This is a genomic window from Thermococcus barophilus MP (assembly GCF_000151105.2).
Lineage (GTDB): Archaea > Methanobacteriota_B > Thermococci > Thermococcales > Thermococcaceae > Thermococcus_B > Thermococcus_B barophilus.
This window is the reverse complement of the sequence record NC_014804.1, coordinates 1,334,777-1,357,976: the sequence shown is the minus strand read 5'-3', so window position 1 is coordinate 1,357,976 and position 23,200 is coordinate 1,334,777. Positions and strand designations below refer to the sequence as shown.

Below are 23,200 nucleotides of genomic sequence, written 5' to 3'. Positions count from 1 at the left end.
TCAACCTTCAGCTGTGTGGTTAATAAGTTTCATTCAAAAGAGAAAGAAAGGCACTAAACCAGAGCTTTCAAAAAGTCTCTGTATATCTCCTTGACCCTCTTTACTGAGCTTATACTGACCCATTCATCGGCAGAATGCCAGTTGCCTCCGATTGGACCAAAAACCAGTGTCGGCTTTCCCAAGTAAGTGCCAAAGTAGTTAAAGTCCCCAACGCTCTTCCCATAAGTTACTTCAACATCTTTGCCTGTTTTCTGTTTGAATATCCGCTTAAATATCTTCACAACTTTGAGGTTTTCTTTGACGTAATAGGGAAGCATCTCTGGGGTGGGTCTTTTGAATTTTTCAATTTTCAGCTTGGCTTTTATTTCAAGCTTTTGGGCAAGCTTTTCAAGTGTTTCTCTAACAAATTCCCAGTCTTCTCCAACTACAGTATGCCTATCAACAATGGCTTTTGCATATTCGGGAACACTCAATCCATCAGCTTTTCCCTCTATTTCAAGAGTGCAAAAGCTTCCTTTTCCCAGTTTTCGATGTTTTTTTAATTTTGCCCTATTCAAATTTGCAAGAAGTTTTGAGAGCTCCTCTATTGCATTGATACCATTCTCGGGTCTTGCAGCGTGGGCTTTTTTGCCGAAAGCCTTAACTTGAATTACAAACCTTCCCCTTGCACCAAGCATAAGCTTTTCATTAGTGGGCTCACCCACAAGAACGACATCAGCCTTTTCAAGCTTTTTGCTTTTAATCAGCTCCCAAGTACCCCGAGAATAACCTTCTTCATCAACAACGGCAGTGAATATTACGTTAGGTCTTTCTCTCCGAGAAAGCTCAGCGATTTCAGCAAAAACGCTCATTAATGCTGCCAATCCGCCTTTCATGTCAGCACTTCCAAGACCATAAAATTTATCCCCTTCGATTTGACCCCACGGGTTTTTCGTCCACCCAGCGCTTAACCCAACAGTATCCATATGACCGTTAAGCACGACCGTATTCTTAACACCTTTCAAATATGCAATTACATTGCTTCCAAATCCTTCAACCTCTTGAGTTTCAACCTTAGCATATGGCTCAAGAAACGATGTTATAAATTCAGAAATTTCTTTCTCTTCACCAAAATGTGATGGTGTAGAAACAAGCTTTTTCAGCAACTCAACTTCCACAAATATCACCATGTGTTATTGTGTTACGAGGCTTATTAATGTTTGTGTACAATGTCCATGAGGAAGACTAATCCTTGATATCTTTTGTGGAGGTGAGGATATAACCGAGAAGTATACTGAGAAGCAGGTATTGGTGGACCGGGCGGGATTTGAACCCGCGGCCTCTGCCTTGCGAGGGCAGCGCTCTCCCAGGCTGAGCTACCGGCCCACACCCATTGATGAGAAATAAGGCTGGTTATTTAAAGATTTCGCATATAAAAAAGGGATAGGGAAAAATTCAGGATGCTTTCTGCTTAAGAATCTCCACGACCTTCTCTACAACTTGGACGCCAGCTCTTTCTTGAGCTTCCCAAGTGCCTGCTCCGATGTGAGGTGTCAGGACGACATTGTCAAGCTTTGTGAGCGGGTGATCTTTTGGAAGCGGTTCTTCTTCGAAGACATCCAACCCAGCCCCATAAATCCAGCCTTCTTTAAGGGCTTTGACCAATGCCTCTGTATCGACTATTGGCCCTCTCGCTGGGTTAATCAGGATTGCGTTCTTTTTCATGAGCTTGAGCTTTTCCTCATCAATTAAGTGATATGTGCTGTCTAAGAGAGGAACGTGAATTGTTACAACGTCACTTTCCTTCAAAAGCTCCTCAAGCTCAACGAACTTTCCTCCCACTTCTTCAGCTCTTTCGTAATTCTTGATTACATCATAAAGGAGAATCCTCATCCCAAAGCCCTTTGCTATCTTTGCAACGTTGTAGCCAATTCTTCCGAATCCTATGATTCCAATAGTCTTACCTTCAAGCTCAATCCCCATACACTGCTTCTTTGCCCAGACTCCTTCCCTCATCTTTCTGTCGGCAAAGGCAACTTTTCTTGCAACCGCTAAGATCAGAGCCCAAGTTAGTTCTGCAACACTTCTGCTTGATGCCGCTGGTGAATTTACAACTTCAATTCCTTTTTCTTTGGCGGCTTCAAGGTCAATGTTGTCAAGACCAACCCCAGCCCTTCCGATTACTTTGAGCTTTTCTGCTGCTTCAATGACCTTTCTTGTAACTTTTGGCTTGCTTCTGACGATTATAGCATCAACATCCTTCGCAAGCTCGATGAGTCTCTCTTCATCTGGATACTCTTCATAGACAACTTCAAATCCTTCATTCTTCAAAAGCTCAATAGCCTTTGGATGTAATGGAGCAGCAACCAAAACCTTCATCTCAACCCCTCCTTTTTATTGCCATCAGCATAACCTGGTCTGAAGCGTCTTCAGCCCTATCTGCAATGTCTCCGATTTTAGTTATAACCTGATTCCATATCAGCTTTGCGTATGTTGTTATCTTTTCGCTTTCAAACATCTTTTTAAGGATGTCATATTCAAGCTTGTCAGCATTTTCTTCCTGCTCTTCTGTTTTCTTTGCATACTCAAGCGCTTCATTAACGTCCTCATTCAGCAGTTCAACTGCCTTTCTGACGTATTCATATGTTTTTAATGATGCATCTACAAGCTGCATGATTTCCTCTTTGAGCTCCTTCGGAACTTTTGGTTTAGCAAGAATTAGGACATGAGCTGCACTCTCGGCAGCATCAGCTGTATTGTCTATCAGCTCAGAAAGTCTAACATAATCCCCTCTATTTGCAGGAAGAAAGGCTCCTTGATATAGCATGGTTTCTATCTCTCTCCTGAGGGTGTCTGCTTCCCTTTCATAATTTTCTACTTCTCTCATCAAATCCTCGGCTTTTTCAAAGTCTCCCTCAAGATAAATCCTTATCATTTCATTGAGTTTTTCCAATGTGAGCCCTACCATTTCTAAATGCCTGTTTATTGCCTCAAATACATTGCTTTCCTTTCCTCCAAATATTGGCATTCTTCATCCCCCACATTAATATTCATGGGTTGCTTTATTTACTTTGCGTTAACAACTCCTTTGCCTTTATCAGTGCCCAAAGCAGATTGTTCATTGGAGCTGAAAGGCCAATGTTTTCTGCATATTCGACTATTTTCCCGTTTATGTAGTCAATCTCAGTCTTTTTGCCTCTCTTTAAATCTTGGAGCATTGAATTGTAGTTCTCGCGAGTTCTCTCAAGGGTATCTATGAGGATTTCAAGGGGATGCTCCTCAAACTCAACTCCCCACTGCATTGCAACCCTGCATCCCTCTTTTACAATTTCCATTAAAATTGCCAACAGATGTTCGTTCTCAAGCAGAAATCCGTTTTTAACTTCAAGCAGAGCACCAACGGGATTAATTGCAGAATTCACCAATGCTTTAATCCACTTCCATCCTATTATGTTTTCGCTTACTTGAGTGTCATGCGGCATCGTTAAACACTTTGCAACTTTTCAGCAATTGTCTTTCCTTAGGGTAAACCCCGATTTTTGTATCCCTTACCTGTCCACTTAATAACTCCCACTCTTCAAGCATTGCCCCGTTTGTCGTTATTCCCCCAAGAACGTTTTTTGTGTATTTTAATGCCAGGTCTTCATTGCCAAGTCCATTTTGTATGCTCAAAATCCATGTTTTCTTTCCGATGCAGTGCTTGGCACAGCTCAAGGCATAGGCCGTGGAGTATGATTTTGTTGCCAGTATTATCAAATCCGGTTCATATTCAGGAGCGTAAGTTACGGCTTTTGGATGGACTGTAAACTCTTCAACACCAATGATTTTGAGCCCCTTATCATTTATTGCTCTCATGTGTTCCTCTCGGCCTATAAGTGTTACATCATTTCCGGCTCTTGCTAATATAGCACCGAAAAGAGAACCTATTGAACCAGCTCCAAGTATGCAAATTTTCATTTTCTCACCTCAAAAGCTTTCTTAAGGGAATTAGGGAATATGCAATCAGAACAACTGAGGCTGCCCAGAAAATCTGTCCGTACAAATTGTGGTTGAGTGCATATAGAGCATATGTGACTGAGCAATAAAAAGTTACCAAAAGAGGTATTCCTCCGCTTGATATTACCCTGTTCTTGAAAAGCATCAACAATGCACCAATTGCTCCAAGTAGGAATATCAATGGTTTTACCTCATTGGGCCAGACAAAATTCCATGCCCTTACAAGTGCAAATATTGATGCTATCCCTATGACAATATTTATCATTCTCTCACTTAAGCTGACCTGCTGCTTGTCTTTTGGAAAACCAACCGTGAGTGCAAATAGAGAAAGCACAAGCCCGGCAAGGGGAATTACATGGATAGGGATATCTGCTCTTTGAACAATCATCAGAACAAAGGCTGAAAATAGAGAGATGCCAGCAAAAAACCTTGCTTTTCTCTTGAGGTATGAGAGGGATAAGAGAATTAATGCAATAGTTGGTATCTCCATCATGAGCAGGGTATTTCCTTCTACACTTTTTCCCAGAACTATTGCTTCATTTGTTAGGATTACTATCCCAATACTGAGCAGCATGTAGAGCGAGATTACAAAAGCTGAAAGGTATATCAATAATGCAAGCTTCTCTCTTTTCATTCTCCCACCGCAAGCATTTTTAATCCTTTCCCTTAAATCCTTTCTGATAAAAATGAAAGTTGCAGTGATTTTAGTGGAGCCAGAGTATCAGATGAACATTGGTTTTGTTGCAAGGGCAATGAAAAATTTTGACGTTAAAGAGCTGATATTAGTTAATCCGCCGGAACTTAGGGGTGAGGCGTATAAATTTGCGATGCACGCCAAAGATGTCTTGGAAAATGCAAAAATAGTCAAAACCGTAGATGAAGCATTGAAAATCGTTGATGTGGCTGTGGGAACAACAGGGATAAGCGGTAAGGTTTATCTTCCTGAGAGGACGCCTATAAGTCCTGAGGAGTTTGCAAAGAGAGCCTTTTTATACGGTGGCAAAATTGGGATTTTCTTTGGCAGGGAAAGCAAAGGCCTGAGCAATGAAGAACTGGAAAAAATGGACTTTACAGTTACAATCCCGACAAGTGAGGAGTATCCTGTGATGAACCTAAGCCATGCTGTTGCTGTTGTTCTCTATGAGATTTACAAGCAGCGGGTAAAAGCGGAAATCTCCACAGAAGAGAACAGGCATTTAAGAAAAGCTACCAGAGAAGAGAAGGACATTTTGGTTAAATACTGGAGCGAGCTTTTGGAAACCCTAAATTATCCAAAAGACCCAATAAGGCGGAAATACTTTACCATAATGTTACGCCGTGTCATTGGCAGGTCGTTCATATATGCAAGGGAGATCTACTCCCTATATGGCCCTTTAAGGCTGGCAATCGAAAAAATCAAGAGGTATGAAAATGATAAGCATTGAGAAGTTTGAAATCTTTGGGCGAGAAATCTGGATCGCTGTATTCTTTGAGGAGAAAATTGATGGAGTAACTTTTTCTTTGGATGGTTGTGAATACCTTATGGAGCGAATAAACTCATTAAAAGCTCTTCTCGAGCGTAGAAATGTTTCAGTAAATTTAGCTGAAGAAAAAAGTGATTATCCAAAGATTGTTTATAACGTGCTGGTTGGTGATATTGAAAACCAAGATGCTCTGAGATTCCTGAGCTTCAGAGGGGTTACCCCCTTTGAAAAGAAAGTTTATGAGGTTTTGACAAAAAAAGTTAAAAGAGGAAGCGTCATAACCTATGGAGAACTCGCTAAAATGCTGTCAACATCTCCAAGGGCTGTAGGGAATGCTATGAAAAGGAATCCCTATCCAATAATCGTTCCATGTCACAGGGTTGTTTTAAAATCAGGATTAGGTGATTATACACCGAAAAGGGAGTACAAGCAGTTTTTACTTGAGATAGAGGGGGTGAAAGGATGGACAAGCTAAAGCTTTACATAATAGGATTTTTGGTACTGATAATTGCAATAGCTGGGGGAATAGTTTACAAATGGGGTTTCTGGATGCTTGTCAGGATTGTTCTCAGCTTGGGATTTTTGGGACTGACTCTGATGCTTGGTTTCTTCCTTGTGCTTACTCTATATGCAGAAAGCTGGAAGTATGCAGCTTATCTATTAGTGCCAACAGCTCTCAGTGCCTATGCAACTTATTTGAGCATAACCTGGCAGAAGCTTAAGGTTGTTGGGGGAATAATAGTTTTGTTCATTTTGGGGTTGGCTTTCGGGATATGGTACATAAGCGAGCCTGACTTGAGTTTGGCAGACAGATTCCGCTCTGCAGAGAAGCTTGAAAAAATGGGCAAATACAAAGCAGCTGCCAGAAAGTACGAGAAGAAGGGCAATTACTTAAAGGCTGCTGAAATGTATGAAAAGCTCGGATGGATGGAGAGTGCAGCGTGGGCATACGAGAAAGCTGAGAAATACGAAAAGGCTGCCGAAATTTATGAGCAGCTCTATGAGAAGGAGAGGGACACATACTATCTAAAAGAGGCTCATGAGTATTGGAAGAAAGCTGGAAACATGGAGAGGGCTGCAAAGGCTTTGGAAAGATATGCTGAGGAGGAGCCCTGGTTCTGGGAAGATGTTGCAAAGCTCTATGAGGAACTTGGAAAGGAGGAAAAGGCTAAGGAAGCATGGCAGAGGGCTTTGGACTACTATATGAAGGAAGCTCAAGAAGAGGGAGTGTTCTGGGAAGATGTTGGGAACATAGCAAGAAAGCTTGGAAAAGAAGAACTTGCGAAAGAGGCTTATCAGAAGTTCCTTGAATACTGCTTGAAAGAGGCAGAAGAAGATCCAATGTGGTGGAAGCATGTGGCTGAAGCCTATGAGTATCTTGGTGAGAAAGATAAGGCAGAAGAGGCAAGGAAGAAATATGAGGAATACAGAAAAAAGATAATGAAAGCTAATGAAGAGACATCGAAGTTTCCGGAATGAAAAAGTTGCACCTTTTCAATAACTTTTTCACGCTAACTATAAATACCTTGTATCCATGAGCCTTTGTAGGTGGTGTGAATGTTTCCAATGAAAGGCATGAACCCAAAGCAGATGAAGAGGATGATGAAGCAGCTTGGTATAAAGATGGAGGAGCTTGAAGGGGTTAAAGAAGTCGTGATACGGTTTGAAAATAAGGAAATTATAATCAGGGAGCCAGTTGTTACTGCAATTGTTGCAATGGGAGAGAAAAGCTACCAGATAGTGGGCAAGGAAGAGGTTAGAGAAGTTGTTAATATCCCAGAAGAGGACATTAAGCTTGTCATGGAGCAAACTGGTGTTGATTACGAAACCGCCAAAAAAGCTTTAGAGGAAACAAAGGGAGATTTGGCAGAGGCTATTCTAAAGCTTCAAGAGACTTAGATGCTCTTTTTAATATCATGTTTTTATTCCAAAAGAATATAAACCTCCATATGTTAGCTCAACTCGATGAAGGCAATTGGTGTTATTAGACATTCACCAAGAAAAAGGATAAACAAAGCGGAATTTGAGGAGCTTCTGCGTAGTGCGGGTTATGAAGTTCTTGCAATAGTTGAGCAAGTTAGAGAAGAACATCCAAAGTACAATATTGGTCCGGGAAAACTTCAAGAGATCAAAAAGTTGGCAGAAGAGCTTAAACCGGACAAGGTGATCTTTGCAAATCAGCTCACACCATCTCAGGCTTTTAATATTGCAAAAGAGCTCAGGGTGGATATTATAGACAAGTGGCAGCTTGTCCTTGAAATTTTCGAAAAGAGAGCACATTCTAAAGAAGCAAAGCTGCAAGTTGAGCTTGCTAATTTGAGGTATGAGCTGCCTCTCGTTAGAGAGGCAATTAGAAGGGCAAAGATGGGTGAACAGCCGGGTTTTAAAGGTATGGGTGAGTATCAGATTCACCAGTATCTGAAGCACATTCGCTACAGAATGGGTAAAATAAGAAAGGAACTTGAGAGAATCAGGGAGGACAGAGAAGTCAAAAGAAAACGAAGAGAAGAAGTCGGATTCATCATAGTTGCTTTAGCCGGATACACCAATGCTGGAAAATCCACGCTCTTGAATGCTTTGGCGAGAGAAGAAATTCCAGCTAAAGATCAAATGTTTACAACCCTTGACACCACAACAAGGAGATTTAAAGTTAATCAAAAGAGAGTCTTGGTAACAGACACAGTTGGATTTATAGATGATCTGCCGCCTTTTATTGTTGAGGCATTTCACTCAACCCTTGAGGAGATAACGAAAGCTGATATAATTCTTCTTGTTTTGGACGTGAGCGAACCGTGGAGTGAAATTAAAAGGAAGTTTTTGGCTTCTCTTAAAATTCTGAGAGAGCTTAAAGCGTTAGACAAGCCGATAATTGTTGTTCTAAATAAGCAGGACTTAACGACAAATGTTGATGTTGAAGACAAAAAAGGAGCAATTAAAGAGCTTGCAGATAAAAGGGGAGTCGTTATTTTTGATGTTGTCAGCATATCAGCAAAGCTTAATCGGCTGGAAGAGCTTTATAGAGCCTTGGAAAGGGCAATTTTAACCTTGCCTAAGTACAAGTCCTTTGAGATAGTTGTTAAAGAGAAAGGGAAGGTCTCACAGGTCATTGCCTTAATAAATTCAATTGGAGAGATTCTTGATATCGAATATGGGGAAGCTACAAAGATTTTAGCCTACATCCAGGTTGGAATGATTAAGAGTCTGACAAAGCTGGGCGTTGAAATAAAGTATTCGCCGATAGATTTAAAATGAGAGAAGTTAAATCATCCCTGCAAATCTAAAGATGTGGAATATTATCAGGGCAATTATTATAGCAGTCGTTGGCGTTGCAACCCATCCAAAGATAATATCTTTTATAGTCGATTTGTCAATCCCTTCTCCTGTTATTATACCAACCCCCACGACTCCACCCACAATTGCCTGACTTGAGCTTACTGGCAAACCTAAGATGTTGGCTAAACTCACGGCAATGGCTGAGCCAAACTGGGCGGCAAAAGCTGAAGCAGGACCTAAAGCTGTTATCTTCTTTCCAACGGTGTACATCACAGCATAGCTGAAGGTTAAAGAGCCCAGGGCTAAACTCAAAGCTCCAAAAATCCCAGCAACCCTTGGCTCTAAAAATCCTGCCCCAACCAGTGGTCCAGTGGCATTTGCCACCTCATTTGCCCCAAAGTTGAAAGCCATGTATGAACCACCAAGGACAGCCAGCCATTTGTACAAAAGCTCAATACGTCCGAGGCTTCTCATCTGATTGATTAGATATCCATAAAATTTGTACAAAATCATTGCAAGAATTCCAGCAACGATGGGTGAAACTACCCATGCTGCAGCAATTTTAGAGAGGGTAAACCATCTTATGGGGGCATGGATCGCCAGGCCAACCCCTACAACTCCCCCCACTATAGCCTGAGTTGTAGAAACCGGAAGCCCCTTAATCGTTGCAATGGTTACCCAAACCCCAGCAGCTAAAAGGGCTATGATTGCCATCTCAATTGTTAGGTATCCTTCGGGCACAATTCCCTTTCCAACGGTCTTCATGACCTTGTAACCTTTTAGGTAAGCTCCAAGGAGAACGAATACTGCAATCGTAAAGGTGGCTTGTCTGAAGCTTAGAACCCCTGCCCCCACTGCGGTTCCCATAGCATTGGCTGAATCGTTTGCTCCTATGTTCCAGGCGATGTAAAAGCCAACGGCAAGTGCTGCTATCACTATTCCGTCCATGATTTCACCCGCCCTCTGCATCTATAGAGTATATAGTCTATATAGTGAAATGCAGCATTTAAAAATATTGTTCTCCATCGGTGGGCATAAAAACTGTCTCAAGACTCTGTTCCTTGGCCTTTTTACAAATGTAAACTGTCATTTTAATGATGTTCGGTGTTCTTTTATAGGCACCAGCCACAAAGCATGTTCATTCTTACCCAAAGACACTTGCCGAAAGCTTCTTCTTTCTATACCGAAAACTAAATAAATGCATTCTCTCAAAACTAATACCGAAAAACTTTAGGGGGCAAAGATGATGATAGAAGTTCGTTTTCATGGTAGAGGTGGACAAGGTGCAGTTACCGCTGCAAACATTTTAGCTGAGGCAGCTTTTATAGAAGGCAAATATGTGCAGGCATTTCCGTTCTTTGGTGTCGAGAGAAGAGGAGCACCAGTTACAGCATTTACAAGAATCGATGAGAAGCCAATCAGGATAAAGACCCAGATATACGAGCCAGACATCGTCGTTGTTTTAGACCCATCACTTCTGGAGACCGTTGATGTTACAGCGGGTCTTAAGGATGGAGGAATTGTTATTGTCAACACGGAAAAGAGCAAAGACGAAGTTCTTGCAAAGCTCAAAAAGAAGCCAGCAAAGCTGGCTTTAGTTGATGCAACCACAATAGCCCTTGAGGTGCTTGGATTGCCAATTACGAACACCTCAATTCTCGGTGCAGTTGCAAAGGCAACTGGGATAGTTAAAATCGAGAGCGTTGAAACGGCAATTAAGGAGACATTCTCCGGGGAGCTCGGAGAGAAGAACGCAAGGGCCGCAAGGGAAGCATTTGAAAAGACTGCTGTTTATGAGCTTTAATTTCTTTCCTTTAAAATCCTTTAGGGGTGAATAATTTGAACACTTTATTTGGGGAGAAGAAGGCAAAAGCGGAGAGGTTGGTATTTAAATCTGTTGATGAATACCCAGAGGTGCCGCTTACCCTTGGCACGACTCTTGTAAACTTCACTGGAGACTGGAGAACTTTCATCCCAGTAATTGATGAGAGCAAGTGCATCAAGTGCTACATCTGCTGGAAGTTCTGTCCAGAACCCTCGATATACATCAAGGAAGATGGCTATGTAGCGGTGGACTATGACTATTGTAAGGGCTGTGGTATCTGTGCCAATGAGTGCCCAACTAAGGCAATTACAATGGTTAGAGAAGAAAAGTGAGGTGATAACATGCCGAAGAAAGTCGTGAGCGGTAATTATGCAGCTGCTTATGCTGCGAAGCATGCAAGGGTCGAGGTTGTTGCTGCTTATCCAATCACACCGCAAACAAGCATAATTGAAAAGATAGCTGAGTTCATAGCCAATGGAGAAGCAAACATCCAGTATGTCCCTGTTGAGAGCGAACATTCTGCCATGGCTGCCTGTATAGGTGCTTCAGCAGCTGGTGCGAGAGCTTTCACTGCCACATCAGCCCAAGGTTTGGCTTTAATGCACGAAATGCTCCACTGGGCAAGCGGTGCGAGACTGCCAATAGTCATGGTTGATGTCAACAGAGCAATGGCTCCACCCTGGAGCGTTTGGGACGATCAGACTGACAGCTTGGCTCAAAGAGATACAGGCTGGATGCAGTTCTACGCCGAAAATAACCAGGAGGTGTATGACGGCGTTTTGATGGCATTTAAAGTTGCAGAGCACAAGAAGGTAAATCTTCCCGTCATGATCATTGAGAGCGCATTCATACTGAGCCATACATACGATATAGTTGACATGCCCCCACAGGAGGAAATTGACGAATTTTTACCGCCAAGGGAACCGTTGTACACACTGACGGACTTTGACAATCCGATTGCCGTTGGTGCTCTGGCAACTCCAGCTGACTACTATGAATTCAGATACAAAATTGAAAAAGCAATGGAAGAGGCGAGAAAGGTCATCAAGGAGGTAGGAAAAGAATTTGGCGAGAGATTCGGAAGGGACTACTCTCAGATGATTGAGCTTTACAGGACAGAAGATGCAGAATTCGTCTTTATGGGAATGGGTTCATTGATGGGAACAGTTAAGGAAGCCGTTGATCTGCTCAGAAAAGAGGGATACAAAGTTGGTGCAGCTAAAGTCAGATGGTTCAGACCGTTCCCGAAGGAGGAACTCTATGAATTAGCCAAGAACGTGGACGGCATAGCAGTCCTTGACAGAAACTTCTCCTTTGGACAGGAAGGGATACTCTTCAACGAGGCAAAGGGCGTTCTTTACAATACGGATGCCCATCCAATAATGAAAAACTACATCGTTGGACTTGGGGGAAGGGACTTCACTGTCAATGACATCAGGGCAATAGCTAAGAACATGAAGGAGATCATCGAGAAGGGCAGGCTTGATAGGGAGATAGAGTGGTACCACTTGAAGAGGTGAGAGGAATGGAGATTCCCGAAAACATAAAGAAGAGATTGTCAATTCCGTTTGAGGAGAACTTCTATGCGGGACACACAGCGTGCCAAGGGTGTGGTGCTGCTTTAGGGTTAAGATATGTGCTCAAGGCATACGGGAAGAAAGCGATCTTCACAATCCCTGCATGCTGTTCGACGATTATAGCTGGTCCGTGGCCATACTCAGCTTTTGGTGCTCCGCTGTTCCACACAGCTTTTGAAACCACAGGGGCGGTCATAAGCGGAATTGAGGCTGCTCTTAAGGCTAAGGGATACAAAGTTAAAGGAAAAGATGGGATAATGGTAGTTGGATGGGCTGGGGACGGTGGTACTGCTGATATTGGTCTGCAGGCTTTAAGCGGATTCCTTGAGAGAGGACACGATGCGCTGTACATCATGTATGATAATGAGGCTTATATGAATACTGGTATTCAGCGTTCGAGCTCAACACCATACGGAGCATGGACAACGAACACACCTGGAGGAAAGAAGCACTTCCTTGAGAAGAGGCACAAGAAGAAAGTCATTGATATTGTTATAGCCCATAAGATACCCTATGCGGCAACAGCAAGCATTGCATTTCCAGAGGACTTCATGAGAAAGCTCAAGAAAGCTCAAGAAATCCCAGGACCGAGCTTCATACAGCTCTTTGCCCCATGTCCGACAGGCTGGAGAAGTCCGACCGATAAGAGCATAGAGCTTGCAAGGCTGGCTGTTCAGACAGCATACTTCCCGCTCTTCGAGTATGAAAACGGGAAGTACAAGATAAACATGCCAAATCCAAAGAAGGAGCCAAAGCCAATTGAAGAATTCCTCAAGCTCCAAGGAAGATTCAAGTACATGACAAAAGAGGACATTGAAATACTCCAAGAATGGGTGCTCAGGGAGTGGGAGGAGCTCAAGAAGAAAGCCGAAGTTTTCGGCTGATTTACTTTCCTTATTTGACGGATTGATGTCGAAAAAGTTTAAGTTCCAAATGTAGAACTCACCTGAGGTGATACATATGGCGGAAAGCCCGTTTAAAGCCGATATAGAGAGGGTAGAAAAAGAATTGACTGAGAAAATGACCCCGGGAGCTATAGCGTACATTCCAGGAAGCAGTGTAATAAACAAAACAGGTTCTTGGAGAGTATTTAAGCCCGAGTTCAACAAGGACAAATGTATAAGATGTTTCTTGTGTTACACATACTGTCCAGAGCCGGCAATCTACTTGGACGAAGAAAACTATCCAGTTTTTGACTATGACTATTGTAAGGGCTGTGGTATCTGCGCTAATGAGTGCCCAACTAAGGCAATTACGATGGTTAGAGAGGTTAAGTGAGGTGATTTAGATGCCCATGAGGAAGGTTATGAAGGGAAATGAGGCAGCTGCTTGGGCTGCAAAGTTGGCTAAGCCAAAAGTTATAGCTGCGTTCCCAATTACACCGTCAACACTTGTTCCAGAGAAGATTAGTGAATTCGTTGCCAACGGCGAACTGGATGCTGAGTTCATTAAAGTTGAGAGCGAGCACTCTGCAATTTCAGCGTGTGTTGGTGCTTCAGCCGCTGGAGTGAGAACATTCACAGCAACAGCTTCACAAGGTTTGGCTTTAATGCACGAGATCCTCTTCATTGCGGCTGGTATGAGGTTGCCGATCGTCATGGCCATTGGTAACAGAGCACTTTCTGCTCCAATCAACATCTGGAATGACTGGCAGGACACAATTAGTGAGAGAGACACTGGATGGATTCAGTTCTATGCTGAGAACAACCAAGAGGCTTTGGACTTGATCTTAATTGCATTCAAGGTTGCTGAGGACGAGCGTGTTTTGTTGCCAGCAATGACTGGATTCGATGCATTCATATTGACACACACAGTCGAGCCTGTCGAAATCCCAGACCAAGAGCTTGTTGACGAGTTCTTGGGCGAATACAAGCCAAAGCACGCCTACCTTGATCCAAAGAGGCCTATCACTCAGGGAACACTTGGATTCCCAGCTCACTACATGGAGGCAAGATACAAAGTATGGGAAGCAATGGAGAACGCAAGACAGGTAATTAAGGAGGTCTTTGAGGAGTTCGAGAAGAAGTTTGGAAGAAAGTACCAGATGGTTGAGGAATACAAAACGGATGACGCTGAGATCATCATGATAACAATGGGCTCACTTGCCGGAACACTCAAGGAGTTCGTTGACAAGAAGAGAGAAGAGGGAGTAAAAGTTGGAGCGGCAAAGATTACAGTATACAGACCGTTCCCAATTGAAGAGATTAGGGCATTGGCTAAGAAAGCGAAGGTCTTGGCAATCCTCGAGAAGGATATCAGCTTTGGCTCAGGTGGAGCAGTCTTTGCAGATGTCGCAAGGTCACTCATCAACGAGAAGGAGAAGCCAATAGTCCTTGACTTCATCATAGGTCTTGGTGGAAGGGATGTAACATTTGGACAGCTTGAGGAAGCATTGAGCATTGCAGAAAAAGCCATGAAAGAAGGTGTTGAGGAGGAGGTTTACTGGATAGGATTGAGGAAGGAGATTTTGTGAGGTGATTGAAATGGCCGTAAGAAAGCCCCCCATCACAACTCGCGAGTACTGGGCACCTGGTCACGCTGCATGTGCTGGATGTGGGTGTGCAATAATTATGCGTTTAGCCACTAAAGCATTTAGCGAAGCCATGGAAGAGAAATACGGCGATCCTGATGCTTTTGCAATAGCCCATGCAACTGGATGTATGGAGGTTGTTTCTGCAGTATTTCCATACACTGCTTGGAAGGCTCCATGGATCCATGTTGCTTTTGAAAATGCCGCAGCCGTTGCAAGCGGTGTTGAGGCAGCTTGGAAGAAGCTTGGCTACAAAGGAAAAATCCTTGCATTCGGTGGAGATGGTGGTACTGCTGATATTGGTCTGCAGGCACTCTCTGGAATGCTCGAGAGAAGGCACAACGTCGTTTACATCATGTATGATAATGAGGCTTATATGAATACTGGTATTCAGCGTTCGAGCTCAACACCATACGGAGCATGGACAACAACATCACCACCAGGGAAGTACTCGATAGGTGAGGACAAGCCGAAGAAGTGGGTTGCCTTAATAGCTGCAGCTCATCAGATCCCATACGTTGCAACAGCGAGCATTGCAGACCCATATGACCTCTATAGAAAAGTCAAGAAGGCGGCAAAGATTGACGGTCCAGCCTTCCTGCAGATACACGGTCCGTGTGTCCCAGGTTGGAGGATTCCGCCAGAGAAGACAGTTGAAGTTGCAAAATTAGCAATTGAGACTGGCGTTTGGCCACTCTTTGAAATTGAAAATGGTGACATAAGAAACATCAAGTTCCAGAGATTCCCCAAGGATGGAAAGTTCAAGAAGCCGATTGAGGAATACCTTAAGCTCCAGGGAAGATTCAAGCACCTATTCAAGAGACCTGAGGCAATACAAGAACTGAAAGAGCAGATCAAAGCAATGTGGAGGGTTCTCGGAAAGGAAGTTGAGCTTCCATGATCTTTTCTTTGCTTGATTTTTATTTCCTATTCTTGAAGTTCATTACACATTTTTGTCCCGAAATGTATTTATTTATGACAAAGCTTATAAGGTTTTAGATAAACCTAACTTCAGCATTATTCAAGAGGTGATTACGATGACCATAAAAACCCCACCCTCATTAAATATCCCGGGATTTGGAGTTGACCCGTTAACTCAAAGAATTAAGGAAAAGGAAAAAAAGTGGAAATATAAGGTTGCAGTGCTCAGCGGAAAGGGAGGAGTTGGAAAGAGTACGGTAGCTGTTAACCTGGCAACTGCCTTGGCCAAGCTTGGCTACTTCGTCGGTGTCTTGGATGCTGACGTTCATGGGCCAAATGTCGCTAAGATGTTTGGTGTTGAGAAAGCGGAAATCCTTGCTGAAAAGGTCAATGACCATTTTGAGATGATCCCACCCGTAGTCGACTTCATGGGTCAAGTGACACCAATCAAAGTCATGAGCATGGGGATGATGGTTCCCGAAGATCAGCCAATTATCTGGAGAGGTGCCCTTGTTACAAAAGCACTCAAGCAGCTCTTAGGGGATGTGAAATGGGGAGAGCTTGACTTCATGATAATCGACTTTCCCCCTGGAACTGGCGATCAGATACTAACCGTTACCCAAACTCTAAAACTTGATGCCGCAATAGTTGTGACAACACCTCAAGAAGTAGCTTTGCTTGATACGGGCAAAGCTGTTAACATGATGAAGCAGATGGAAGTTCCCTACATAGCGGTTATTGAGAACATGAGCTACTTAATCTGTCCCCACTGTGGAAATAAGATCGATCTGTTTGGAGAGGGCGGTGGAGAAAAGCTTGCTAAAAAAGAGAATGTTGATTTTCTTGGTAAGATTCCAATAGACCCAAAGGCAAGAGAGGCAAGTGACTTGGGAATCCCAATAGTGCTATATGATGATACTCCAGCAGCTAAGGCTTTTATGGAAATTACCCAGAGGTTGGTTGAAAAGCTTGAAGAAATGAAAAAAGAGCAGTAAAGCTTAAATTTTCAACATATTACATACTACCGGCATGCGCGGCTGAGGTCGGGGAAACCCGAAACTGTGATGCCGCGCTGGACCGGGCTACATAACTTTTTTAATCCCCTCGGAAGTTAATCTTAAGTGGTGGTGATTATTCAAGCGGCCGTTGCACTCACTTACATTTCTCAAAGCATAGCCAATTTAATTTCCCGCTACCCGGATACAGCTCCACTTGCTGTAGTTAGTCTGCTCCTTATTGTTCTTGCCGTATTAGCATACGGACTTTTTAAAGAAAGTCGCCATGCTTTTGTCCTTTATCTTTTGGTTATCATCCTCTCCCTCTTGTGGTTTTCCAACTCGACACAGTTCAAGGAGAAGTTTTTGTTTTTTGATCCTTTCTTTTCATCCTTGGTACACTTTCTTCTTCTCGTTCTCCTCTCAGGCTTTATCTTTTACTTGGCTCCGAGACAGTCCAGGGAGCTCGGCTTTCTTATATATGGTCTTGTTTTTGCATCACCTACTTTTAGGGAAGTTGTTAAGTCTCTTGATAGAGAATTTTTTGCAGTCTTTTTCTTTGTCATTACCCTGTCTTTTGTCATGAACTTTTCTTTCACACCCCGAACATTTAAAGCTGCTCTGGAGACTTCTTTACTCACACTGTTTACCGTTCTGAGCATTGGGTCTAATGTTTACTTCTCCGCTATCCTGCCCGCATTTATCCTCTCCTTTCCAAAAAGGCACAAAAGGAATTATGCATACATAGGTTTATCCTCCATAGGAGTCATACTCCTTTTCTACATTACGGGACAGCACATATTCCTTAGAGCCCCCAATAAGTTCCATCTTTATACAATTGGGACATTTGGAAAAGAGGCTTTTGTCCCCTTGATTTTGATAGGTTACCTTTTTGCCACCAATTTCAGAATTGCAATCAGAATGAAAGGGCACACTCTGTTTCTACTGATTTTAAGTATTTTTTACCTCCTGTTGCTGACTTTTGATCAGACCCTCTTTGCCCCGCTTGTTATTATTGTGTCCGCCCTTTCCATCAGGTTGACCCAAAAGCTGTATGTTGCTACTCAAACTTAATAGCCCCAATTACTGCAGACTTTATGTATGGTCCGATTTCCTTTATTATTCCCGGCGCCTGTGTTCCCCTTTTGAGTATCAGGAGGGTTTCCATGAGCCCAAGCTCTTCCAGTTTTTTCACATCTCTTGAGTGGCCGGTTTTTATAAGAGCGTCCTCAACTTTTTCACTTACAGTTCCGACAATGAAAAGCTTGTCGTATCCATCGCTTATCCAAGATTTCATTTTTTTCAGCTGTCTATCTGTGAAATACGCTTCAACTTCTCTTGTTCCAAATTCTACTTTTTCTATTTGTATTTCAACCGGCAAATAGTCAATCCATCCGAATTCTCTGATCATCTGTCTCACAGGCTTTTCCTCGAATTCTCTTTTTAGATAGTACAAAGGCATCAAGGCGTCTTTTGGTGTTGGAGAGAAAACCCCAATATCAACATAAACGCCATATCCTACTTTCCCCAGATCAATAAACCTTCCCTTATATCTTTGTCCTTCTTTCACATTGCTCAGCTTGTAAGGAACTTCTCCGAATTCCTCCCTTATCAGGTTTGCAGATATTTCTTCGTCTTCTCCTTCAATCCTTATTTTGACCCACTGCTTTTGCGTAATTCCTATTTTCCACGTAACTTCTAAATCTCCAATTAGAGACTTTAATTTCCGATCAAGCTTCTCAAAACCGCTTCTATCTCCATAAATCTTCTCTAAAATTACCAATTCCTTCATATATATCATCCCCGAAGTTCATAAGTCCCCAAAAGAGGCTCATTTCTTTATTCCCAATTCTTTTTCAAGCTGTTCGATTCTCTTTTTGAGCTCTTCCACGATCTTCGTATTATCATACTGCATCAGCATGGCACCACAAATTGGGCACTGGAATTCATATTCCAATGCCTCATCGAAAGTCAGTTTTGGATGTCCGGGGGTTCCGCAGTGATAATAAATCTCGCTTGTTTCCTCTTCAAGCATCTGCTTGAGTTTTTTGAGCTCCTGCATCTTCCTTGCTCTGATTATTTCAGGCAGTCGTCTTGTTTCCAAATGCCAGTAATAGTAGTACCATCCTGTTTCTTTATCCCTTGTCCTTCTGAACTCTGCAAGTTGATGATCATAGAGAGCGTAGAGGATTTTGCGGACTGTATTTACCCTTATTCCAGTCATCTCGGCAAGCTCTTCATCTGTGGCTTCACCTTTTTTCTCAAGAGCCTTGATTATTTCAACAGCCTCCTCCCCTCCAATGTCCATTGCAAATTCTATGAGCTCTTTGTTCTTTCGTCTTGGCATGAAAAGACCTCCTCAACAGCGTATTTTAGCAAAATTTGCTTTTTATAACGCTGATTATGGTGCCTCAATACGATATTATGTCCAACATAATATATATATGTTTTTGTCAAAAATGGCTTAGTGATGTACATTAGTGAGTATCGAAAATTAAGAAAATCAGTCGGTGAAGTACTCATCAACAAGCTCCTTTGCCGAAGGTTTGTAAAGCTCCAGAATTTCGATATCTTCAATGACGTTCCCTTCTCTGAGCTTAAGTCTCACCTTGCCACCATAAACCTGAAGATCTAACAAGCCGTAAACAGCATCTTCTGCTTCCAATGGACTTTTAAACTTCATAATATACTCGCCGCTTTCATCAATGAGCTTAACCCAGTATTCATTTTTTCTCTTGAATGGTCTTGTTATTTTTGGTTTGAACTTTTCAACTATGATTTCCAATGAGGTCACCTCCGAAATGCTGAGAGTTTAAAAGTTTTTGGTCATTCTAAATCTTTTAGCTTCTTGATTTTTAAGCATTTCTTCTTGGTCTCTTTTAAAACTTGTGAGCACTAAATTTATATCTCCTGACCAGTGCTATAAAATTAAGGGAAGTAAAATGCATGCAATTGAAGTCAGTGAGCTCAGAAAAAAGTACCCCAAGAAAATCCCCCTTCCTTTTAGAAAAGTTGAATGGATTGAAGCTGTTAGAGGCATCAGTTTTAAGGTGAAGAAGGGGGAACTTTTTGGGCTTTTAGGACCTAATGGAGCGGGAAAAACCACCACGATTAAGATGCTCACAACACTTCTTGAACCAAGCGGAGGAACAGCAAAAATTCTTGGATTTGATATTAGAAAAGATGCGAGAGAAATTAGAAAAAGGATTAATTTGGTCGCTGAAGGGGAGAGAACTCTCTATTGGCGATTATCGGCTTATGAAAACCTGAAATATTTCGCAAGAATCTACTATGTTCCCAAGAAGGAAGAAAGGGAGAGAATTGGAAAGCTCTTAAAGCTCGTCGGACTGTGGGAAAGGAAGGATGATCTTGTAATGAATTATTCCAGAGGGATGAAGCAGAGATTGGCCATTGCAAAAGCCCTGATAAATGACCCGGAAGTTCTCTTCCTTGACGAACCTACTTTAGGACTCGATGTCCAAAGTGCGGTTTTTGTGCGGGAATTCATAAGAAAGCTCGTTGATAAACAGAAAAAGACCGTCCTCTTAACAACACACTACATGGCTGAGGCTGAAGAGCTCTGCGATAGAATTGCAATAATCGATCAGGGGAGAATAATTGCCCTCGATACTCCGGAGGGTTTGAAAAAGCTCGTAAAGGGAGAGGATGTTGTAGAAATAAAGGTCAGAGAATTTTCAGTTCAGAAGATGGAAGGATTTCCTTGGAAGCTTGTCGTTGTAAAAGAAGATGCCGAAAGGGGGATAACGACACTCAGAGGTCAAATTGATGAAGAGGATCTGCCAAAGGTTGTCGAGCTTTTAGTGAAAAGAGGTGTGAGAATTTTGAGTGTTGAACAGAAGGAGCCCACATTGGAGGATGTATTCATAAAGCTCACTGGCAGAGCACTGAGGGATTAAAATGCCTTTACTTGCAATAATTGAGAAGGAGCTCAGAATGTTCTTCCGCTATCCATTAAGGGTTTTCAGTGCAGTCTTAGTTGGCATTGTTTTCCTTCTCCAGTTTGTTTTCTTTGGGCAGGCAGTTCTTGGTGGTAGGTATTCTCAGCTTTTAGCATCTTCAACTGGAATTGGGGACTACCCAACTTATGCACTAATAGGATATGTCCTGTGGTGGCTTTCTGTTTCTCCAATGGAGGCTTACGTTTGGGGAATCAGAAGAGAGCTCCAGAGAGGGACTTTTGAAACCAGCATAGCTGCTCCAGTAAGAATCACCGAGCTTTTGCTTGGCTTGGCTTTGAGCTGGCTTCTCATGGATTCGGTTTTGATGATGGTAGTCTTTGCATTTGGAGTTTTGATATTCAATATTTCTTTAACATTTTCAATTTTGCTGAGGTCTTTACCCGTTCTACTACTTTCTTTCTTAGCCTTCTTGGGCTTTGGCTTTGTTTTCGCCGGATTGGTAATGATGCTCAAGCACATAGGGCCTTTTGCCCAGATCTTTGAATTTGCGATGCTTTTCTTCTCAGGAGTCTTTTTCCCGCTCAATGTAATGCCCAAGGCAATAACAGAGTTTTCAAATATCTTCCCTCTAACCCATTCGGTAAATGCCATCAGGGCAATTTTCATTGGGAAAACCTATGGGGAGATAACACCGTCAGTAGAGTGGCTTCTTCTTTTGGTCATTGTGTACTGGTTAATTGGTTATGCTCTTTTTAAGTGGGCTGAAGGGGTAATAAGGGTGATGGGTTATGGCGGTTACTGAGGAGCTTAGAGCACTCTATGGTGTTGCAGTGAAGAGCTGGCGAATCTTTTTGAGCTACAAGCTGTGGATGATCAGCGATATAATGCTTGGGTTCTTCTTTGTGGGACAGGCGTTGCTAATAGGGATTGGACTGACGGGACAGAGAAACTCACCAGCTTTACAGCGAATGACGGGTTATTCTGACTACTTGACTTTTGCTGTCTTGGGCTTCATGGTTCTTGGTTTTGGCCTAACCTTCATGAGCGGCTTTGTGTGGAGCGTTGTTGATGAGCTCTATGCTGGAACTCTTGAATATTCCTTTGCGGCTCCAATGAGGAGAATAACATTCTTTCTGGGCAATGTTTTGGTTAGAATTTTCTTATCGTTCATTTATATGGCAGTTTACATTCCGCTCTTTGTGATTGTGTTTGATGTTCATATCAATTCTGCTGGTTTTTTCAAGGGCATACCAGTTCTTCTCCTTGGGACAGTGGGGATGATTGGCCTCGGAATGACGGCTGCTGGAATTGTGCTCTACTTAAGGGATCCTGGGCCTTTTATAAACATCTTGGAAATGCTTGTTTTTGCCCTGAGCGGAGCAATGTATCCGATAAAGATTCTTCCAAAGCCTCTCCAGCTCTTAGCCAAGGCAATGCCCTATGCCCCAACAAGTGAAGCTGTGAGAAAAGTTGTTGCTTTTGGATACTCAAACTCAATTAATGAGATTGGTTATCTCCTTTTTATTTCAACGATATATGCTCTTTTTGGTTATTTTGTGTATAAATGGAGTGAAAAGCAGGCGAGAATAGTGGGGTTAAAGAGCTATTAGAAAGGCAGGTTGAGATTCAGCTCTTCCGCTCTCTTTTTTATCTCTTCAAGGGGAATTACTGCACTTCTTGCACCAACTTTCTGAACAGTTAGATAAGCCAGGAGCATTCCAAGCTTTGCGGCATCTCTTAAACTCCACCCTTTGAGAACCCCATAAATGAGCCCAGCATCAAAGGAGTCTCCCGCTCCAGTGGAATCAACGACTTCAGCGCTGAGTCCTTTAACCTCAAATATGTTTCCTTTTTCGTCCCTTACCAATGCTCCCCCTCCGTTCAGTGTTACAATCACATTTTTGGCTTTGACCTCGCTGATTTTATCCAGGTTCCCGAATTTCCTCTTAAATTCGTCCTCGTTCATGAGAAGATATGTTATTTTTTCCTCGATTTCTTCTGGGATTTTTGCCTCCCCAATGTCAAGTGAGACTGTAATTCCGTGTTCATAAGCAAAGTTTACTGTGTCGATGATGAGCTTTTCTGGATTGGAAGATAGATGGATGTGTTTTGTTTTGGATAGATATTCATAGTCAAGCTCTCTGTATTTGTTGGCTCCTAAGTATTTTACAATTCTCTTATCTTCGCCCTTTATTATTGCCACGGCAACACCTGAAGGAACATCAACAATTTTTATGCCTTTGGTGTCAATACCAATCTTTTTGAAGAAGTTTATGTGTGCTTCTCCAATTTCGTCTTTTCCTACAGCCCCTATGAACCCCACTCTAAGGCCCATATTGGCTAACCATGTTGCTGTGTTTCCAGCGGCTCCTCCAAGTCCAAAGTGGGCATTTTTTGCTGGAATCTTTTCATGGAATTCCGGAAAGCGGTCAACGAGCATTATTATGTCGTAGTTGAGGTTCCCTATTGCAACCACGTCAAACATTGCCATCCCTCCGGTGGGTTTTATTTCATATGTTGCACACTGAAAAGCTTTAAGGTTTTCTCCATTTTCTGTTAATATCAGAGAACAGTTTAGTCTTTCTACTGGGTGCAAAATTTCTCTTAAAGAACTTTATGTTTGTCTTTCAATTCTCTTGGAGTCTTATTGGAACTTACAAAACGGGCACTTCCAAACCCCCCCATCATACTGCTTTCAATTCTCTTAGAGTCTTATTGGAA

26 protein-coding genes, 1 tRNA gene, 1 pseudogene and 1 CRISPR repeat array (1 of these 29 only partly in view) are annotated in these 23,200 nt (G+C 42.5%); of the genes and pseudogenes, 17 read left to right on the top strand and 11 right to left on the bottom strand.

The annotated features are described in order from the left end of the window. Positions 1 to 53 precede the first annotated feature (53 nt). The 6 genes and pseudogenes from TERMP_RS07790 to TERMP_RS07765 form a co-directional block, all read right to left on the bottom strand. Positions 54 to 1,157: a M20 family metallopeptidase gene (locus tag TERMP_RS07790; RefSeq protein WP_013467845.1), complete on the bottom strand. Its 1,104-nt coding sequence runs from the start codon at positions 1,155 to 1,157 to the stop codon at positions 54 to 56. A gap of 131 nt (positions 1,158 to 1,288) precedes the next feature. Then, positions 1,289 to 1,365 (bottom strand) — tRNA-Ala (locus tag TERMP_RS07785). Between the two features lie 69 nt (positions 1,366 to 1,434). Further along, on the bottom strand, positions 1,435 to 2,358 hold the full coding sequence (locus TERMP_RS07780) for a D-2-hydroxyacid dehydrogenase (RefSeq protein WP_013467844.1): 924 nt from the start codon (positions 2,356 to 2,358) through the stop codon (positions 1,435 to 1,437). A gap of 1 nt (position 2,359) precedes the next feature. Continuing rightward, positions 2,360 to 3,007, bottom strand: a complete 648-nt coding sequence (locus TERMP_RS07775; RefSeq protein ID WP_013467843.1) for a TIGR00153 family protein — start codon at positions 3,005 to 3,007, stop codon at positions 2,360 to 2,362. A gap of 34 nt (positions 3,008 to 3,041) precedes the next feature. Continuing rightward, positions 3,042 to 3,936 (bottom strand): annotated as a pseudogene (locus TERMP_RS11780) (2-dehydropantoate 2-reductase). Positions 3,937 to 3,940: 4 nt separating this feature from the next. Further along, positions 3,941 to 4,609: a hypothetical protein gene (locus TERMP_RS07765; protein WP_013467840.1), complete on the bottom strand. Its 669-nt coding sequence runs from the start codon at positions 4,607 to 4,609 to the stop codon at positions 3,941 to 3,943. Positions 4,610 to 4,661: 52 nt separating this feature from the next. On the opposite strand from TERMP_RS07765, the gene TERMP_RS07760 reads away from it, so the two are divergent. The 5 genes from TERMP_RS07760 (at position 4,662) to hflX (ending at position 8,690) form a co-directional block, all read left to right on the top strand. Then, positions 4,662 to 5,399, top strand: a complete 738-nt coding sequence (locus tag TERMP_RS07760; RefSeq protein ID WP_013467839.1) for an RNA methyltransferase — start codon at positions 4,662 to 4,664, stop codon at positions 5,397 to 5,399. Continuing rightward, complete coding sequence (gene otg, locus TERMP_RS07755; protein WP_013467838.1) at positions 5,386 to 5,913, top strand: methylated-DNA--protein-cysteine methyltransferase; 528 nt, start codon at positions 5,386 to 5,388, stop codon at positions 5,911 to 5,913. Before TERMP_RS07760 ends, otg begins: the two co-directional genes overlap by 14 nt. Then, positions 5,901 to 6,917: a tetratricopeptide repeat protein gene (locus tag TERMP_RS07750; protein ID WP_013467837.1), complete on the top strand. Its 1,017-nt coding sequence runs from the start codon at positions 5,901 to 5,903 to the stop codon at positions 6,915 to 6,917. Before otg ends, TERMP_RS07750 begins: the two co-directional genes overlap by 13 nt. An 87-nt stretch (positions 6,918 to 7,004) precedes the next feature. Continuing rightward, positions 7,005 to 7,337 (top strand): nascent polypeptide-associated complex protein, encoded by a 333-nt coding sequence (locus TERMP_RS07745; RefSeq protein ID WP_193385915.1) that lies wholly within the window; start codon positions 7,005 to 7,007, stop codon positions 7,335 to 7,337. Between the two features lie 66 nt (positions 7,338 to 7,403). After that, positions 7,404 to 8,690 carry a GTPase HflX gene (hflX, locus tag TERMP_RS07740; protein ID WP_013467835.1) on the top strand — a complete coding sequence of 429 codons (1,287 nt, stop codon included), beginning with the start codon at positions 7,404 to 7,406 and terminating at the stop codon, positions 8,688 to 8,690. Positions 8,691 to 8,696: 6 nt separating this feature from the next. On the opposite strand, the gene TERMP_RS07735 is transcribed toward hflX, so the two are convergent. Further along, a complete protein-coding gene (locus tag TERMP_RS07735) occupies positions 8,697 to 9,659 on the bottom strand; it encodes an inorganic phosphate transporter (RefSeq protein WP_013467834.1) in 963 nt (320 codons plus the stop codon). A 298-nt stretch (positions 9,660 to 9,957) separates the two neighbouring features. Here TERMP_RS07735 and TERMP_RS07730 point away from each other — a divergent pair, with 298 nt between their 5' ends. The 9 genes from TERMP_RS07730 to TERMP_RS07690 all read left to right on the top strand — a co-directional run bounded on the left by TERMP_RS07730 (position 9,958) and on the right by TERMP_RS07690 (position 17,633). Continuing rightward, positions 9,958 to 10,515: a pyruvate/ketoisovalerate ferredoxin oxidoreductase subunit gamma gene (locus tag TERMP_RS07730; RefSeq protein ID WP_048159970.1), complete on the top strand. Its 558-nt coding sequence runs from the start codon at positions 9,958 to 9,960 to the stop codon at positions 10,513 to 10,515. Positions 10,516 to 10,550: 35 nt separating this feature from the next. Then, positions 10,551 to 10,868: a 3-methyl-2-oxobutanoate dehydrogenase subunit delta gene (locus tag TERMP_RS07725; RefSeq protein ID WP_013467832.1), complete on the top strand. Its 318-nt coding sequence runs from the start codon at positions 10,551 to 10,553 to the stop codon at positions 10,866 to 10,868. Between the two features lie 9 nt (positions 10,869 to 10,877). Then, positions 10,878 to 12,056 carry a 2-ketoisovalerate ferredoxin oxidoreductase subunit alpha gene (porA, locus tag TERMP_RS07720; RefSeq protein WP_013467831.1) on the top strand — a complete coding sequence of 393 codons (1,179 nt, stop codon included), beginning with the start codon at positions 10,878 to 10,880 and terminating at the stop codon, positions 12,054 to 12,056. A gap of 5 nt (positions 12,057 to 12,061) precedes the next feature. Next, complete coding sequence (locus TERMP_RS07715) at positions 12,062 to 12,997, top strand: 3-methyl-2-oxobutanoate dehydrogenase subunit beta (RefSeq protein WP_013467830.1); 936 nt, start codon at positions 12,062 to 12,064, stop codon at positions 12,995 to 12,997. A gap of 76 nt (positions 12,998 to 13,073) precedes the next feature. Further along, positions 13,074 to 13,391: a pyruvate synthase subunit PorD gene (gene porD / locus TERMP_RS07710; protein ID WP_013467829.1), complete on the top strand. Its 318-nt coding sequence runs from the start codon at positions 13,074 to 13,076 to the stop codon at positions 13,389 to 13,391. Between the two features lie 10 nt (positions 13,392 to 13,401). Next, positions 13,402 to 14,586 (top strand): pyruvate synthase subunit PorA, encoded by a 1,185-nt coding sequence (gene porA / locus TERMP_RS07705; RefSeq protein WP_013467828.1) that lies wholly within the window; start codon positions 13,402 to 13,404, stop codon positions 14,584 to 14,586. Positions 14,587 to 14,596: 10 nt separating this feature from the next. Next, positions 14,597 to 15,544, top strand: coding sequence for a pyruvate synthase subunit PorB (porB, locus tag TERMP_RS07700; protein ID WP_013467827.1), 948 nt, complete (start codon positions 14,597 to 14,599; stop codon positions 15,542 to 15,544). 136 nt (positions 15,545 to 15,680) lie between these two features. Beyond that, positions 15,681 to 16,559 (top strand): Mrp/NBP35 family ATP-binding protein, encoded by an 879-nt coding sequence (locus TERMP_RS07695; RefSeq protein WP_013467826.1) that lies wholly within the window; start codon positions 15,681 to 15,683, stop codon positions 16,557 to 16,559. 126 nt (positions 16,560 to 16,685) lie between these two features. Next, positions 16,686 to 17,633 (top strand): hypothetical protein, encoded by a 948-nt coding sequence (locus tag TERMP_RS07690; protein WP_013467825.1) that lies wholly within the window; start codon positions 16,686 to 16,688, stop codon positions 17,631 to 17,633. On the opposite strand, the gene TERMP_RS07685 is transcribed toward TERMP_RS07690, so the two are convergent. From TERMP_RS07685 to TERMP_RS07675, 3 genes are all read right to left on the bottom strand, one after another. Then, complete coding sequence (locus TERMP_RS07685) at positions 17,620 to 18,351, bottom strand: DUF2110 family protein (protein WP_013467824.1); 732 nt, start codon at positions 18,349 to 18,351, stop codon at positions 17,620 to 17,622. The two genes, TERMP_RS07690 and TERMP_RS07685, sit on opposite strands and share 14 nt — an antisense overlap. A gap of 39 nt (positions 18,352 to 18,390) precedes the next feature. Then, positions 18,391 to 18,906 (bottom strand): transcription factor E, encoded by a 516-nt coding sequence (gene tfe, locus TERMP_RS07680; protein ID WP_013467823.1) that lies wholly within the window; start codon positions 18,904 to 18,906, stop codon positions 18,391 to 18,393. Positions 18,907 to 19,062: 156 nt separating this feature from the next. Continuing rightward, complete coding sequence (locus TERMP_RS07675; protein ID WP_013467822.1) at positions 19,063 to 19,344, bottom strand: hypothetical protein; 282 nt, start codon at positions 19,342 to 19,344, stop codon at positions 19,063 to 19,065. A gap of 157 nt (positions 19,345 to 19,501) precedes the next feature. On the opposite strand from TERMP_RS07675, the gene TERMP_RS07670 reads away from it, so the two are divergent. From TERMP_RS07670 to TERMP_RS07660, 3 genes are read left to right on the top strand one after another with little or no spacing between them, the layout of a single operon-like run. After that, complete coding sequence (locus TERMP_RS07670) at positions 19,502 to 20,476, top strand: daunorubicin resistance protein DrrA family ABC transporter ATP-binding protein (RefSeq protein ID WP_013467821.1); 975 nt, start codon at positions 19,502 to 19,504, stop codon at positions 20,474 to 20,476. A 1-nt stretch (position 20,477) separates the two neighbouring features. Continuing rightward, positions 20,478 to 21,281, top strand: a complete 804-nt coding sequence (locus TERMP_RS07665; protein WP_013467820.1) for an ABC transporter permease — start codon at positions 20,478 to 20,480, stop codon at positions 21,279 to 21,281. Continuing rightward, positions 21,268 to 22,089 carry an ABC transporter permease gene (locus TERMP_RS07660; protein WP_013467819.1) on the top strand — a complete coding sequence of 274 codons (822 nt, stop codon included), beginning with the start codon at positions 21,268 to 21,270 and terminating at the stop codon, positions 22,087 to 22,089. Before TERMP_RS07665 ends, TERMP_RS07660 begins: the two co-directional genes overlap by 14 nt. Here TERMP_RS07660 and TERMP_RS07655 read toward each other — a convergent pair. Further along, a complete protein-coding gene (locus TERMP_RS07655; protein ID WP_048159799.1) occupies positions 22,086 to 22,964 on the bottom strand; it encodes an ADP-dependent ribose-1-phosphate kinase in 879 nt (292 codons plus the stop codon). The genes TERMP_RS07660 and TERMP_RS07655 overlap by 4 nt on opposite strands. A gap of 139 nt (positions 22,965 to 23,103) precedes the next feature. Further along, positions 23,104 to 23,200: a CRISPR direct-repeat array (repeat unit 30 nt); it runs 608 nt beyond the window's last position.

What these genes read in the sequence shown, in the direction of transcription:
- TERMP_RS07685 (WP_013467824.1), bottom strand. Translation starts at nt 18,351, where the DNA reads ATGAAGGAATTGGTAATTTTAGAGAAGATTTATGGAGATAGAAGCGGT.
- TERMP_RS07660 (WP_013467819.1), top strand. Translation starts at nt 21,268, where the DNA reads ATGGCGGTTACTGAGGAGCTTAGAGCACTCTATGGTGTTGCAGTGAAG.
- TERMP_RS07780 (WP_013467844.1), bottom strand. Translation starts at nt 2,358, where the DNA reads ATGAAGGTTTTGGTTGCTGCTCCATTACATCCAAAGGCTATTGAGCTT.
- TERMP_RS07665 (WP_013467820.1), top strand. Translation starts at nt 20,478, where the DNA reads ATGCCTTTACTTGCAATAATTGAGAAGGAGCTCAGAATGTTCTTCCGC.
- hflX (WP_013467835.1), top strand. Translation starts at nt 7,404, where the DNA reads ATGAAGGCAATTGGTGTTATTAGACATTCACCAAGAAAAAGGATAAAC.
- TERMP_RS07750 (WP_013467837.1), top strand. Translation starts at nt 5,901, where the DNA reads ATGGACAAGCTAAAGCTTTACATAATAGGATTTTTGGTACTGATAATT.
- porA (WP_013467831.1), top strand. Translation starts at nt 10,878, where the DNA reads ATGCCGAAGAAAGTCGTGAGCGGTAATTATGCAGCTGCTTATGCTGCG.
- porB (WP_013467827.1), top strand. Translation starts at nt 14,597, where the DNA reads ATGGCCGTAAGAAAGCCCCCCATCACAACTCGCGAGTACTGGGCACCT.
- TERMP_RS07670 (WP_013467821.1), top strand. Translation starts at nt 19,502, where the DNA reads ATGCATGCAATTGAAGTCAGTGAGCTCAGAAAAAAGTACCCCAAGAAA.
- porA (WP_013467828.1), top strand. Translation starts at nt 13,402, where the DNA reads ATGCCCATGAGGAAGGTTATGAAGGGAAATGAGGCAGCTGCTTGGGCT.
- TERMP_RS07695 (WP_013467826.1), top strand. Translation starts at nt 15,681, where the DNA reads ATGACCATAAAAACCCCACCCTCATTAAATATCCCGGGATTTGGAGTT.
- TERMP_RS07715 (WP_013467830.1), top strand. Translation starts at nt 12,062, where the DNA reads ATGGAGATTCCCGAAAACATAAAGAAGAGATTGTCAATTCCGTTTGAG.
- TERMP_RS07765 (WP_013467840.1), bottom strand. Translation starts at nt 4,609, where the DNA reads ATGAAAAGAGAGAAGCTTGCATTATTGATATACCTTTCAGCTTTTGTA.
- TERMP_RS07745 (WP_193385915.1), top strand. Translation starts at nt 7,005, where the DNA reads ATGAAAGGCATGAACCCAAAGCAGATGAAGAGGATGATGAAGCAGCTT.
- TERMP_RS07730 (WP_048159970.1), top strand. Translation starts at nt 9,958, where the DNA reads ATGATAGAAGTTCGTTTTCATGGTAGAGGTGGACAAGGTGCAGTTACC.
- TERMP_RS07655 (WP_048159799.1), bottom strand. Translation starts at nt 22,964, where the DNA reads ATGTTTGACGTGGTTGCAATAGGGAACCTCAACTACGACATAATAATG.
- otg (WP_013467838.1), top strand. Translation starts at nt 5,386, where the DNA reads ATGATAAGCATTGAGAAGTTTGAAATCTTTGGGCGAGAAATCTGGATC.
- TERMP_RS07760 (WP_013467839.1), top strand. Translation starts at nt 4,662, where the DNA reads ATGAAAGTTGCAGTGATTTTAGTGGAGCCAGAGTATCAGATGAACATT.
- porD (WP_013467829.1), top strand. Translation starts at nt 13,074, where the DNA reads ATGGCGGAAAGCCCGTTTAAAGCCGATATAGAGAGGGTAGAAAAAGAA.
- TERMP_RS07735 (WP_013467834.1), bottom strand. Translation starts at nt 9,659, where the DNA reads ATGGACGGAATAGTGATAGCAGCACTTGCCGTTGGCTTTTACATCGCC.
- tfe (WP_013467823.1), bottom strand. Translation starts at nt 18,906, where the DNA reads ATGCCAAGACGAAAGAACAAAGAGCTCATAGAATTTGCAATGGACATT.
- TERMP_RS07775 (WP_013467843.1), bottom strand. Translation starts at nt 3,007, where the DNA reads ATGCCAATATTTGGAGGAAAGGAAAGCAATGTATTTGAGGCAATAAAC.